The following is a 12777-nucleotide window of genomic DNA, read 5'->3' as shown; positions in this document are numbered from 1 at the left end:
AGAGATGGCCATGAAGATTTTAGGGTTTGTGCAAAAAGCGGGGGATCTCCTAGAGGAGATCCTCCGTATCATAGCAACATTTACTCTAGGTGGTATCGCACTCATCATTAATGTCGGTGTGATTTCCCGTTACATACTCAAGACTTCCCTTCCCTGGTCCACGGAGTTGCCTGAACTGCTCCTTGTTTTAACCGTTCTTTTGGCGGCTGCTCCGGCGATTAGGAAGCACATGTTTACAAAAGTAGAGTTTTTTATCTCGATATGGCCAACCTCGATCCAGAAGGTGGTGTCATTACTTTCCGCAATACTTATTCTGGTCTTTCTCGTGTTTTGTGTAGTGGCTTCAGAAGAACTGGTGAGAAAAGCTGTAATCACGAAAACGATAACGCCGGCTCTGGCGATACCGATGAGTCTTGTTTATACAGTCTTCCAGCTTGGTTTCTTGTTAGTACTTCTCTTTTTGTTTCTAAGACTCCTGGACTTGTTTTTAAGTAAGGTGATTATCTATTATCTGCCACCTGAGAGTATTCTCTAAGCACATCCAGCAGAAGCTCGAATAGATCCTCCTCCCTATGATTATACCGCCACTCCAATTCTTTCAAGTACAGCGGAAAACGTTCTACACTCACCCCGTGATGCTGGAGCAGCCGCCCTTTCGCATAACTCCAAAACCCCTCTATCCCATTGATGTACACTTTCCCATTCGCAAATCGCTTCCCGTGATCAATCCGCTTGTGCCTGAATCCATAGCTCACAAGCCCATCATAGCTCTTGAACCGGTCGGTATACACAAGCGATCCCCGCTTCACTTTGGCCACTGCCAGTCGTACAAGCTCCTCCGCACTTACCTGCTCCACCACTTCCACCTGCACTTTTCCCCCTCGCTCAAGAATCCCAAACACAGGAATCTTCCCTGCCGCCCCTCTCCCCCTCTTCCCCTTTCTCTTTCCTCCAAAATAACTTTCGTCCATCTCTACTTCACCTTCGAGCAGGCTCTTCCCCTCCTTCTGGGTGTGGACCCATATCGCCTTCCGAAACAATGTGTAGAGCCTCAGCGTCACCTCATAGGAGAGCCGTAACTGCAAAGCCGCCTTGTGGGCGGTAACTTCCATCTCAAAGAGCTTCATTGCCCACAGGATCTTCTCCCAGGAGAGCTTCATCCCCTCGAAGATGCTCCCTCGTCGTATGCTCCACTCTTTCCTGCACTGGTAGCACTTGTACTTCTCTCGTCTCACCTCGCCTATATGCTCACTTCCACAGAAGGGACACCGGGTGTACGTGACGAGGAGTCCTTTCTCTCTCAGATAGGAGACCGTTTTCTCTCTATCGCTTGCAAGTGTTGAAAGACTTACGACGTCCATATCCGTGCCACCTCTCTCTTCGGTATTATACCACATTATACCACAGGTGGCTCAAAAATGGTAATCACCTTAAGTAATTCAAAAGAGGAGAAACCTCAAAGGCGTAGTGAATGAGGAGCTGTTATGACAAGGGTTATGTTCATCGTATTTATCATCCTTCTCCTGCTAGGGATTCCTATTGCCTTTGTTATCGGAATCAGTAGTTTAGTATACATCCTGAGAGAGGGAATGCCTCTGGTTCTTTTAGCCCAGAGGTTCTATGTGAGTGTTACCAATTATCTCATTCTCTCTGTACCTATGTTTATCTTAGCAGGGAAGCTCATGAACGAGTCGGGGATTACCCGACGGCTGGTGGATTTCTTTAACATGATCCTGGGCCATATCCGGGGTGGATTAGCCTATATCACTATCGTGGCGAGTCTTTTCTTTGCAGGTATCACAGGGGCAGGAGCGGCGGATGCCGCAGCTATTGGAGCCATCATGATTCCTGCGATGAAGAAAGAGGGATATTCGGCTGAGTATAGCGGAGCAGTGACAGCCGTAGCCTCTATCATCGGTCCTACAATTCCTCCAAGCATTGCCATGGTGATTTATGGAGCGAGTGCGGGGGTCTCTATTGCGAAGTTATTTCTAGGAGGGATTATCCCCGGGATACTCATCGGCATAGCACAGTTAATTGTCGCATACGTATATAGCAAAAAGCATGATGTTCCTGTCAAGGCGAGGAATATTTCTTTTGCCGGTATAACTCGAGGTTTGAAGGACGCCATTCTCGCATTGCTGATGCCGGTGATCCTACTCGGAGGAATATTATCCGGAATATTCACTCCAACAGAGGCTGCGGGAGTCTCCGTGCTGTATGCAGTGGTGGTGGGCTTTTTTGTGTTTCGGGAATTGAATCTGAAGAAATTGTTTCACTCCTTATACGAAACGGCGCTGGTCACTGCAACGATATTGTTTATTCTCGCCTTTGCCCACCTGTTCGGCTGGATTCTTTCCGCAGAGGATGTTCCCGATAAAGTGGCACAGGTTTTCATTCATATTACAAACAATCGTTTCTTGTTACTCTTGCTCATAAATATTCTTTTCCTGATAGTTGGTACCTTCATGGAAACTCTTGCCTCCGTCATATTGCTTACCCCTGTGCTGCTCCCTCTCGCCCAGAGCATAGGGCTTGATCCTGTTCACTTTGGGGTAATGATGGTGGTGGCGCTCAATATCGGATTGGTGACTCCTCCATTGGGGGTATGCCTCTTTGTTTCTGCTCCCATTGCAGGGGTATCTGTGGAGCGTCTTGTACTATCATGTCTTCCATTCATTTTTGCCTCCATTGTTGTGTTATTGCTGATTACCTATATACCTTCACTGGTGATGTTTATTCCAAACCTGGTGGTGAAATAAAACTACTTTGTAGGGAGGAACATTGCTATGCGTATTGGAGTGTTAGGACTAGGGAGAGTGGCGAGAGCTCACCTGGAAGCCATCCAGAATCTATCGGATCGTGTGATATTGGAGGCGGTCTGCGATGTGAATGAAGATCGAGCCCGGAGCGTGGGAGGGGAGTTTCAGGCGAAGAAAGTTTATACCGACTATGACTCTTTCTTCAAAGATCCGAATGTGGAAGCAGTTATCATTTGCTTGCCAAACCATCTGCATTGTGAGTCAGCTGTTCGGGCCGCGGAAGCTGGAAAACATGTCCTGGTCGAAAAACCAATGGCAATGAACTTGGCTGAAGCTCGCAAGATGGTTGAGGCAGCAGAAAAGAAAGAGGTTGCCCTGATGGTAGGACAAAGCCGTAGGTTCTCACGTGCGATTCAGGAGGCTCGAAAGGCGAGGACACAAATAGGGGGACCGTTTAGACTGGATGTCAGTTTTCTTGTCAAATTCCCAGCTCCTGCTACGCCATGGTGGACAGACAAGAGGAAGGCGGGACATCTGATCATCCTGCTACAGGGGAGTCACTCGATTGATACAGTTGTGTGGTTACTTGGCACACTGCCTAGGAAGGTGTTTTCTGTGTCGAAACGGATCAATCCAGCCTTTGGCGGAGAAGATGAATCCGACATTCTGCTGGAATTCGACTCGGGACTCGCTTCCATTCATCTTTCACTTAATACAGAGCCATACCTCCATGAATTGGTGTGGGTTGGGGATAAGGGTTCGTTACGATTGTATGAGTACCCCACCAACAAGGTGTACGGATTCTCCTACAAGCTCGAGGTGAATGGAGAAAAGGTCTTGGAAGAGGAGCAGATTCCGAGCCTGTACACGAACCAGCTTTCAGAGTTCATCCAAGCCATCGAGGAAAAGCGAGAACCCCTTGCGTCCGGGAGAGAAATCCTGAAGACCATGCAGGTGCTGGATGCAGTGCTTGAGTCGGATGCGAAGGGTGAACCCGTTACCCTGTAGGTGGTACTGTTGATCATTCGACTTGTTGAGAATATGATCTATCCTGGGAGTAGCGCAGTGAACAGCAAAACCTCCATCAAAAATGGCTGGAGTGAAAAACAGTTAGGGTCTATCCGTCTCAGTGATCGGATCTATGATCTGATCACTGAAAGAATCATTGAGGGATCTATCCGGTATGGGGATTCTCTAAACATCAAGCAGATTGCCGAGGAATTGCAGGTGAGCCCCATGCCGGTCAGGGATGCTATCAAGAGGCTAGAGAGCGAAGGTCTCGTGGTGGTGCGGCCGCAAAGCAAATGCTACGTCAGAATCCCTACACAGGAAAGCATGCTGAATGCCTTCGAGCTTCGGTCTATCTTAGAGATCGCCTCTCTGGATAAGATCTACCGGACTGTTAGGCCAAAAGATCTGGAGAACATGAAGGAGTATCTGGAAAGGATGGAGCAATGTGTTCCAGGATGGTACGATTCTGATCAAATGAGAGAATACGTGAAGTACGATCAGCTCTTTCATCGAGAAATCTGTGTTCTTACGGGTAATGAGTATGTGGTGAATAGTCATCGGTACGCGCTCCTCCACTTGAATATTGCACTGACGTTCGCTGCAGGGGTAACCCCAGACTTGGAGCAGGTGCACAACGATCATAGATCTCTCTTCCAGTATCTATCCGAAAACTCGGAACAGTGCATAGAAGTGCTTCGCCGACATCTCATAACGTGTAAACAGAACATGATCAGAGGTGAGATGTTTAAATCCCTTGAATGAGTAACGATGGAAAAGTTTTTCTCTGGTGCACTTTTACAACATTTTGAAAAACCATGCGTAGTGAGGTTCATATGATGGATGTACATAGTCTTTTCCGTCTTGATGGTCGTGTGGCTCTTGTGACTGGATCCAGTCAGGGACTGGGGAAGATGCTTTCTAGGGGGTTGGCTTCCGCTGGAGCCCGAGTGGTGCTCAATGGGAGAGATCCGAAGAAGCTGGAAAGAGCAGTAGAGGAGTTCCTTAGTGAAGGGTATGATGCTTGCGGATATGCCTTTGATATCACGAAACGCCATGAAATAGATACTGCCGTCGAACGAATCGAGTCAGAGATAGGACCCATTGACATTCTCGTGAATAATGCGGGTATCCAGCGACGAGCTCCACTACACGAAGTGACGGATGAAATCTGGGACGAGGTACTCGCTACGAACTTGACTGGAGCCTTTCTGGTGACTCGAAAAGTGGCCCGGGGTATGATTCAGCGACAGCGGGGAAAGGTCATCTTCATCTGCTCCTTGATGTCTGAGCTGGGTCGTCCCACTACAGGGCCGTACGCTGCTGCAAAAGGGGGAGTACGGATGCTGATGGGATCCATGTGCGTGGAGTGGGCTCAGTACAATATTCAAGTCAATGGGATCGGTCCAGGATACTTCATCACGGAGATGACAAAATCTCTGGCGGAAGATCCCTCATTCAATGACTGGCTCATAAACAGAACTCCTGCCCGACGGTGGGGGGATCCAAAGGAGTTGGTGGGGGCGCTTCTTCTCCTCGCCAGTGATGCGGGAAACTTCATCAATGGGCAGATTATTTATGTGGATGGGGGGATTTTAGCGGCACTGTGAGGAAATAGGGAAATAGAATAGTCAAAAGGGCCGGGCATTTGGATCACCGAGGAGTGCGTGTCGCTGAAGGGGAGGAAGAGATTGAGTGAATTCATGTGTGCTATGCTAAGCGGGAGCAGGAGGGGGGAAGATCCGTCTCTCTCTCCCTGCTTTTTTGCACTCAATGGTACAGTACCTAATAGAGGTGCGCCTTGACAGGGGCTTTTTCGGATCCATAAAATTGGGTATCTTTTCGATACCACAGAGAAAGATCCTGGACTCTCACGGAGGCGCGCCTTGTACAAGCCTGTCGATCCCAAAGTATCGTTCCCCAAGATGGAAGAGGACATCCTCGCGTTCTGGCAGGAGCATGGTATCTTCGAGAAGTCCATCGCCCGGCGTGCGGGAGCGGAGGAGTATGTGTTCTACGACGGTCCTCCGTTCGCCACAGGGCTTCCCCACTTCGGGCACTTCGTTCCGGGTACCGTGAAGGATATCTTTCCCCGGTACAAGACGATGCGGGGCTACAAGGTGGAGCGTCGTTTCGGATGGGACTGCCACGGTCTCCCTGTTGAGTACGAGATGGAGAAGGAGCTGGGGATCTCGGGGAAACGCCAGATCGAGGAGTACGGCGTGGCGCGCTTCAACGAGGCGTGTCGCTCCATCGTCTTGAGGTACGTGAAGGAGTGGCGCCAGATCGTCACCCGGATGGGTCGCTGGGTCGACTTCGACAACGACTACAAGACCATGGACCCGGACTACATGGAGACGATCTGGTGGGTGATGAAGCAGCTGTGGGAGAAGGGGCTCCTCTACGAGGGGTACTACATCCTTCCGTATTGTCCGCGGTGTTCCACCGTGCTCTCCAACCACGAGCTCAATCTGGGCGGGTATCAGGACGTGCACGATCCCGCCATCACCGTGCGGTTCCGCGTGAAGGACGACAACCCGAAGGGATGGAAGGATACCTACATCCTCGCCTGGACCACCACGCCCTGGACCCTTCCCTCCAATCTCGCCCTCGCCCTGGGCCCCGACATCGAGTACGTGCGGGTGAAGGATGGTGAGGAGTACTACGTGCTCGCGAAGGAGCGTCTGTCGACCTACTACCGGAGCGAGGACGAGTACGAGATCGTGGAGACCTTCACGGGCAAGGATGCGGTGGGGATCCCCTACGAGCCGCTCTTCCCCTATTTCGCGGATCTGGCCGACCAGGGTGCCTTCCGTACCTGGACGGGCGAGTTCGTGACCACGGAGGAGGGTACCGGCATCGTCCACATTGCGCCCGGATTCGGCGAAGACGACTACCATCTCCTCAAGGATTCGGGGCTCCCGGTGGTCTGTCCGGTGGATGCCGAGGGTCGATTCACCGGAGAGGTGGGCGACTACGAGGGGCTCTTCGTGAAGGATGCCGACAAGGAGATCATCCGGCGGCTCAAGGAGGAGGGGAAGCTCGTCAAGCGTGAGCAGTACCTCCACGCCTACCCGCACTGCTGGCGGTGTAAGTCGCCGCTCATCTACCGGGCGATCTCCTCGTGGTTCGTCGCCGTGGAGAAGATAAAGGAGAGAATGATCGCGAACAACGAGAAGATCTACTGGATGCCCTCCCATATCAAGCACGGTAGGTTCGGCAAGTGGCTCGAGAACGCGCGCGACTGGGCCATCTCGCGGAACCGCTACTGGGGGAATCCGCTCCCGATATGGCGATGTGAGGCGTGCGGTCACACCGAGTGTATCGGTTCGCGTCAGGAGCTTAAGGAGAAGAGCGGGGTGTGGCCCGAGGACCTGCACAAGCATTTCGTGGACAAGATCACCTATCCGTGTCCGTCGTGTGGGGGGACCATGCGCAGGATCCCCGAGGTACTCGACTGCTGGTTCGAGTCGGGGGCCATGCCGTATGCGCAGAATCACTATCCGTTCGAGAACAAGGAGAAGTTCGAACGCCACTTCCCGGCCGACTTCGTCTGCGAGGGGATCGACCAGACGAGGGGCTGGTTCTACACCCTCCTCGTGCTCTCCACGGCGCTCTTCGACGAGCCGCCGTTCCTCAACAACATCACCACCGGACTGGTGCTCGCGGCCGACGGGAAGAAGATGAGCAAGTCCGAGCGGAACTACACCGATCCCAAGGATGTCATCGAGACCTTCGGGGCGGATGCGCTCAGGCTCTTCCTCATGCATTCGGCGGTGGTGCGGGCCGAGGAGCTGCGCTACTCCGATGAGGGGGTGCGCGAGGTGCTCAAGAACGTGCTCATCCCTCTCTGGAATGCGTATGCGTTCTTCGTGACGTACGCGAACATAGACGGTATCCGGCCCACCGCTCCGCCGGAGGATCCGGCCCATCCGCTCGATCGCTGGATCCTCTCGGAGGCGCAGCGTCTGGTGCTCACGGTGACCGAGGAGATGGACCGCTACGATCTGGTGCGGGCCATCGACCCGATCGTGGCGTTCATCGACAGCCTCAACAACTGGTACATCCGCAGGTCGCGTCGCCGGTTCTGGAAGTCGGAGAGCGATGCGGACAAGCGGGAGGCGTATGCCACGCTCTGGACCGTGCTCATGACCCTGGTGAAGGTGGCGGCGCCGATTGTCCCGTTCATCACCGAGGAGATCTACCGGAACCTCCGCACCGAGGAGATGCCCGAATCGGTCCACCTCTGCGACTGGCCCGAGGTGGACGAGCGGCGCAGGGATACGGTGCTCGAGGAGAAGATGCGGATCGTGCGGCGGGCGGTGAGTCTGGGCAGGGCCCTCCGGAGCGAGCACAACATCAAGACGCGTCAGCCGCTCAGGACGATCTACCTGGTGACGAGGGACGAGCACGAGCGGAGGGTCCTCATGGAGATGGAGGACATCGTCCGCGAAGAGCTGAACGTGAAGCAGGTGGTCTACCGCGAGAACGAGGACGATGTGGTGGAATACCGGGCCAAGCCCAACTATCCGGTGCTCGGAAAGCGGCTCGGGCCGCTCATGAAGAAGGCGGCTCGGCGTATCGAGGCGCTCTCGATGGAGGAGATAAAGGGGTTGCTCGACGGGGCCACCTTGGTGCTCGACCTCGACGGCGAGCGGCTCGAGCTCACGAGTGAGGGGATCGTGGTGCAGCGGATCGAGAAGGCGGGGCTGAAGGTGCTCAACGAGGGGTCGCTCACGGTGGCGCTCGATACCGAGCTCTCTGCGGAGCTCGTCCGCGAGGGGTTGGTACGGGATTTCGTGCGTGTGGTGCAGAACTTTCGGAAGGAGAAGGGGCTCGAGGTGACCGATCGGATCCGGCTCCACTACCAGGTGCCGGACGACCTCGCGGAGGCGATCGAGGCCTTCAAGGAGTATGTGATGAACGAGACCCTCGCGGTGGCGCTCGTCCCGAGGGATGATGGGCAGGGGCTCGAGCGGGTGGCCTGCGGTGATGCGGAGTGCGGGCTCGTGGTGGAGCGGGTGGAGGAGTAGGGATGCACAGGCGGGCAGGTTGGGGTCTCCTCTTCGTGCTGGTCTTCGCCGGGTGTGCCACCGGGCCTGCGGTGCTCGAACGGGTGTACGTGCCCGAAGGGGGTGCGTCGGTGCGGGTGGATGTGACGAGGCCGGGGGGAAGGGCGTTGGCGGGGTGGTTCGTGGAGAGGATGGGTGCGGGGGAGGTGGTGCGGGAGGTGTTGGGACGGAGCAGGGAGGTGTTCCTGGTGAGGGGCGATGGGGGGTGGTTCGTGTGGTGCGTGGGAGGGTTTCCGGGGACGTTGTGGAGGTTGGGGCTCGGGGTCGAGGGGTGGGAGAGGGGGGGGGTGCTGGACTATCCCGGGGTGGGTGAGGTGGAGTGGTTCGAGGGGAAGGACGGCGGGGGGGTGGTGCTGGTGGGGCGGGCGGCGGTGGGGTATGCGGAGCAGGGGTGGGAGGGGGTGAGGTGGCGCGAGGTGCGGGAGGTGTTCGCCTGGCCGACACGGGATGCGGAGGTGGTGTGGGATGCGGGGGCGGTGCCGGTGGTGGGGACGCTCGCGGGGATGGAGCGGGTGCGCTGGTGGGGGGTGGAGGAGGAGGGTGTGTGGGAGCACGGGATGCGGTGGGAGTACGGGGAGGGGGTGTCGGCACGGGGTGTGCGTGCGCTCCTCCGCCTGGTGCTTCCCGGGATGTTCGCGGCGGTCTTCGAGAGGGATTTTCTCGATACGTGGAACGCGTTGGAGTTCACGGAGGAGGGGGGGGCGTTGGGGGTGCGGTTGCCGGTGGTGTCGCAGGGGGAGCTGGAGCGGGCGTTGGCGGGGTGGTTCGGCTGGGGGGAGTAGGGCGGGCCGTGGGGCCGTGGGGCTGTGGGGCTGTGGGGCTGTGGGGCGTGGGGCGCACGCTCCGCGGGAGTACGAGATGTACGAGGAGGTATGCCTGATGCGGGATGTCGACGTGGTGGTGGTGGATTACGAGGCCGGGAACCTGAGGTCGGTGGAGACGGCCCTCTCGGCTCTGGGCGTGCGGTACGTGGTGAGCGGGGATCCGGAGGTGGTGCGGCGCGCGGGCCGGGTGGTGGTGCCGGGGGTGGGGGAGGCGAGGGCGTGTATGGGGGTGTTGAGGGAGCGGGGGCTGGATGAGGCGTTGCGGGAGGTGGTGGAGCGGGGGGGTCCCTTCCTGGGAATCTGCATAGGGTGCCAGCTGGTGCTCGAGTTCTCCGAAGAGCGGGAGACCGATACGCTGGGCTTCCTCAGGGGGCGCGTGGTGCGATTCCCCTCCCTACCCGGGCTCAAGGTGCCGCACATGGGGTGGAACGGGGTGGAACAGGTGAAACCGCATCCGCTCTTCGAGGGTATCCCCTCCGGTGCATCGTTCTACTTCGTGCATTCCTACTATCCCGTCCCGGAGGAGAAGGAATCCATCGTGGCCACCACGGAGTACGGCGTGCGCTTCGCCTCGGCGTTCGCAAAGGATAATCTCTTCGCCGTGCAGTTTCACCCTGAGAAGTCGGGTCCCTACGGGCTCAGGCTCCTCGAGAACTTTTTCAGTCTCTAGGGGGCGGGTATGTTCAAGAAGCGCATCATCGTGTGCCTCGATGTGAAGGATGGAAAGACCACCAAAGGGGTGAAGTTCAAGGGGAACGTGGACATCGGGGACCCGGTGGAGATGGCGAGGCGCTACTACGAGCAGGGGGTCGATGAGCTCGTGTTCTACGACATCACCGCCTCTGCAGAGCGCAGGAAGATCATGATCGACGTGGTGGCACGGGTGGCAGAGCAGATCTTCATCCCCTTTGCCGTGGGGGGAGGGATCGGCTCGGTGGAGGACATGAGGGCGGTGCTTCTCGCCGGGGCGGAGAAGGTGAGCGTGAACAGCCAGGCGGTGCGCAATCCTGCCGTCATAGAGGAAGGAGCCGGCCTCTTCGGGAGCCAGTGCGTGGTATTGGGGATGGACGTGCTCAAGGACCCCTCAATGCCCTCGGGGTATCGCGTGGTGATCGACGGAGGAAGGACCCCCACCGATCTCGATGCCCTCGAGTGGGCGAGGAAGGCCGAACAGTTGGGAGCAGGTGAGATCGTGCTCAACTCCATCGATGCCGATGGGACACAGGAGGGGTATGAACTGGTGGTCACGCGGATGATCTCGGAGGCGGTGGGTATCCCGGTGGTGGCCTCGGGAGGAGCCGGACGTCCCGAACACCTCAGAGATGTCTTCGCAGAGGCAAAGGCGGATGCTGCCCTCATCGCCTCGATGGTGCACTACGGGACGTACACCATCCCCGGGATCAAGCGGTACCTCGCCTCTGAGGGGATTCCCGTCCGGATGGACGGCATCCCTTCGGAAGCCTGACCCTCTTGCCATGGGGTTTCCCCCTATAGTATATTCCCTACAAAGCGTGGTTCGTGATGATTCCCACCTAGACGACGAGTATGAAGGGAGAAGGAGGGTGCTATGCCCACGTACGAATACGAGTGTACGAGTTGCGGACATGTGTTCGAGGCCTTTCAATCGATTTCGGAAGAGCCGATACGCGAATGCCCCGAGTGCGGGAATACCGTGAGGCGCCTCATCAGTGGCGGAACAGGGATCATCTTCAAGGGGAGCGGGTTCTATGTGACGGATTCGAAGAAGAGCTCCTCCTCCAAGCCGGAAAAGAAAGAGGAGAAGAAGGCCAAGGACTCTGCAGCGTGAGGGTGTGAATGTGTCAGTGAGATCGGGCCAATGGCCCGATTTTTTATGCCTTCTCACGCTGCTGTCCAAGCTCGAAGACGAGGTGTTCGGCCTTGTCTGCAGCTTCCCTGAGGTGTGGGTCGATCTCGAGCGTTTTATAGGCCTCTCTCATCGGTTCGAAGTGAGGCCGGATGAGAGGATGTTCCGGAGAGAAGAGCGTGCAACAGTCCGCATAGGGGAGGATGGATGTCTCGAAGGTTCCGATTCGCCGCGCGAGGGCGATGATCTCCTGCTTGTCCATCCCCACGAGGGGGCGGAAGATGGGCAGATCGGTGGTGTGTTGGGTGAACCTCATGCTCTCTGCGGTCTGACTCGCAACCTGTCCCAGGCTTTCTCCCGTGATGAGGCAGGATGCACCCACGCGTCCGGCGAGGATGGTGGCGATGCGGACCATGGCTGCCCGCATGTGGAGGGTGATCTCGTTCTTCCGGGCATGCCGATTGATGTGGATCTGGGCCTCGGTGAAGGGTACCACGTGGAGCACCACCCGCCCCGTCCACCGGCTCAGGATGGCGGCGAGGGTTTCCACCTTCTTGCGGGCGTCGTCCGAGGTGTAGGGATAGGTGTGGAAGTAGGCGGCGTGGAGGGAGAGGCCTCTCTTGGCCATGAGATAGCCGGCCACCGGGGAGTCGATGCCGCCCGAGAGGAGGAGCATGCCGGTCCCGCTCGATCCCACCGGCAGGCCCCCGGGACCGGGCACTTCTTCCCAGAAGAGGTAGGCCTTGTCCCTGATCTCCACCTTGATGCTCCAGTCGGGGCGGGTCATCCGAACGGAGAGTCTGGGATCGTGTTCGAGGAGGAGGGCGCCGAGTTCTTTTGCGATGTCGTAGGAGGTGAGGGGGAAGCTCTTGTCGGTACGCTTGGCCTCTATCTTGAAGACGGTAGTCCCCGTGGTCTCTACCGCCTCCCGGGCCAGGAGGAGGGCGGCTCCCTTTATGGCCTCCATCTCCTTGGGAAGCTCGAGGGCGGGTGCGTATTTCACGATCCCGAAGGTCGAGCCGAGAGCCTCTCTCACTCTGCTCTCCCGATCGGGGCTGCAGGCGATGTAGAACCGCTGGTGTTTGTGCTCGATCTGGACGTCTCCACCGATGCGTTGGAGTATATTCCTCTTGAGCGTCTCCTCGAAGAAACCCTTGTTCTCGCCCTTGAGGGTGAGTTCGCCGCACATCACGATGAACACCTTCCTCATCCCGTACTCCTTTCGGTCTCAGCTTGATGGTTCCACCGGCTTCCGTGGATTCGAGAGGCCTATGCGCATGAGGCGG

At 56.8% G+C, this 12777-nt stretch carries 12 protein-coding genes; 10 read left to right on the top strand and 2 right to left on the bottom strand.

Annotated elements, in window-relative coordinates; all coding sequences use genetic code 11:
• The first annotated feature begins 4 nt into the window (after positions 1-4).
• A complete protein-coding gene (locus tag SPITH_RS08420) occupies positions 5-535 on the top strand; it encodes a TRAP transporter small permease (protein WP_041624077.1) in 531 nt (176 codons plus the stop codon).
• Here the strand turns inward: SPITH_RS08420 and SPITH_RS11820 are convergent.
• On the bottom strand, positions 501-1361 hold the full coding sequence (locus SPITH_RS11820; RefSeq protein ID WP_014625239.1) for an IS1595 family transposase: 861 nt from the start codon (positions 1359-1361) through the stop codon (positions 501-503). The genes SPITH_RS08420 and SPITH_RS11820 overlap by 35 nt on opposite strands.
• A gap of 123 nt (positions 1362-1484) precedes the next feature.
• Here SPITH_RS11820 and SPITH_RS08410 point away from each other — a divergent pair, with 123 nt between their 5' ends.
• The 9 genes from SPITH_RS08410 (at position 1485) to SPITH_RS08370 (ending at position 11473) form a co-directional block, all read left to right on the top strand.
• Positions 1485-2762, top strand: a complete 1278-nt coding sequence (locus SPITH_RS08410; RefSeq protein WP_014625238.1) for a TRAP transporter large permease — start codon at positions 1485-1487, stop codon at positions 2760-2762.
• Between the two features lie 27 nt (positions 2763-2789).
• A complete protein-coding gene (locus tag SPITH_RS11815; protein WP_014625237.1) occupies positions 2790-3770 on the top strand; it encodes a Gfo/Idh/MocA family protein in 981 nt (326 codons plus the stop codon).
• Positions 3771-3779: 9 nt separating this feature from the next.
• A complete protein-coding gene (locus SPITH_RS08400; protein ID WP_155816540.1) occupies positions 3780-4535 on the top strand; it encodes a GntR family transcriptional regulator in 756 nt (251 codons plus the stop codon).
• Between the two features lie 71 nt (positions 4536-4606).
• Positions 4607-5380 (top strand): SDR family NAD(P)-dependent oxidoreductase, encoded by a 774-nt coding sequence (locus SPITH_RS08395; RefSeq protein ID WP_014625235.1) that lies wholly within the window; start codon positions 4607-4609, stop codon positions 5378-5380.
• A 276-nt stretch (positions 5381-5656) separates the two neighbouring features.
• Positions 5657-8803, top strand: coding sequence for an isoleucine--tRNA ligase (gene ileS / locus SPITH_RS08390; protein ID WP_014625234.1), 3147 nt, complete (start codon positions 5657-5659; stop codon positions 8801-8803).
• A gap of 2 nt (positions 8804-8805) precedes the next feature.
• Positions 8806-9624, top strand: coding sequence for a hypothetical protein (locus tag SPITH_RS08385; RefSeq protein ID WP_014625233.1), 819 nt, complete (start codon positions 8806-8808; stop codon positions 9622-9624).
• 97 nt (positions 9625-9721) lie between these two features.
• On the top strand, positions 9722-10336 hold the full coding sequence (hisH, locus tag SPITH_RS08380; protein WP_014625232.1) for an imidazole glycerol phosphate synthase subunit HisH: 615 nt from the start codon (positions 9722-9724) through the stop codon (positions 10334-10336).
• Between the two features lie 9 nt (positions 10337-10345).
• A complete protein-coding gene (hisF, locus tag SPITH_RS08375) occupies positions 10346-11131 on the top strand; it encodes an imidazole glycerol phosphate synthase subunit HisF (RefSeq protein ID WP_014625231.1) in 786 nt (261 codons plus the stop codon).
• A gap of 102 nt (positions 11132-11233) precedes the next feature.
• On the top strand, positions 11234-11473 hold the full coding sequence (locus tag SPITH_RS08370) for an FmdB family zinc ribbon protein (RefSeq protein WP_014625230.1): 240 nt from the start codon (positions 11234-11236) through the stop codon (positions 11471-11473).
• Positions 11474-11516: 43 nt separating this feature from the next.
• Here SPITH_RS08370 and thiI read toward each other — a convergent pair whose 3' ends face one another.
• The gene (gene thiI / locus SPITH_RS08365) at positions 11517-12701 is read right to left on the bottom strand and encodes a tRNA uracil 4-sulfurtransferase ThiI (protein WP_014625229.1); all 1185 of its coding nucleotides are present in this window, start codon (positions 12699-12701) and stop codon (positions 11517-11519) included.
• Between the last annotated feature and the right edge of the window lie 76 nt (positions 12702-12777).

Origin of the sequence: Spirochaeta thermophila DSM 6578, assembly GCF_000184345.1 — a bacterium.
GTDB classification, from domain to species: domain Bacteria; phylum Spirochaetota; class Spirochaetia; order Winmispirales; family Winmispiraceae; genus Winmispira; species Winmispira thermophila.
The sequence above is the reverse complement of the archived record's forward strand: the minus strand, read 5'-3'. Positions and strand labels throughout refer to the sequence as shown.

Coding starts and splice junctions, on each gene's coding strand:
- SPITH_RS08420 (WP_041624077.1), top strand. CDS start 5: ATGGCCATGAAGATTTTAGGGTTTGTGCAAAAAGCGGGGGATCTCCTA.
- SPITH_RS11820 (WP_014625239.1), bottom strand. CDS start 1,361: ATGGACGTCGTAAGTCTTTCAACACTTGCAAGCGATAGAGAGAAAACG.
- SPITH_RS08410 (WP_014625238.1), top strand. CDS start 1,485: ATGACAAGGGTTATGTTCATCGTATTTATCATCCTTCTCCTGCTAGGG.
- SPITH_RS11815 (WP_014625237.1), top strand. CDS start 2,790: ATGCGTATTGGAGTGTTAGGACTAGGGAGAGTGGCGAGAGCTCACCTG.
- SPITH_RS08395 (WP_014625235.1), top strand. CDS start 4,607: ATGATGGATGTACATAGTCTTTTCCGTCTTGATGGTCGTGTGGCTCTT.
- SPITH_RS08385 (WP_014625233.1), top strand. CDS start 8,806: ATGCACAGGCGGGCAGGTTGGGGTCTCCTCTTCGTGCTGGTCTTCGCC.
- hisH (WP_014625232.1), top strand. CDS start 9,722: ATGCGGGATGTCGACGTGGTGGTGGTGGATTACGAGGCCGGGAACCTG.
- hisF (WP_014625231.1), top strand. CDS start 10,346: ATGTTCAAGAAGCGCATCATCGTGTGCCTCGATGTGAAGGATGGAAAG.
- SPITH_RS08370 (WP_014625230.1), top strand. CDS start 11,234: ATGCCCACGTACGAATACGAGTGTACGAGTTGCGGACATGTGTTCGAG.
- thiI (WP_014625229.1), bottom strand. CDS start 12,701: ATGAGGAAGGTGTTCATCGTGATGTGCGGCGAACTCACCCTCAAGGGC.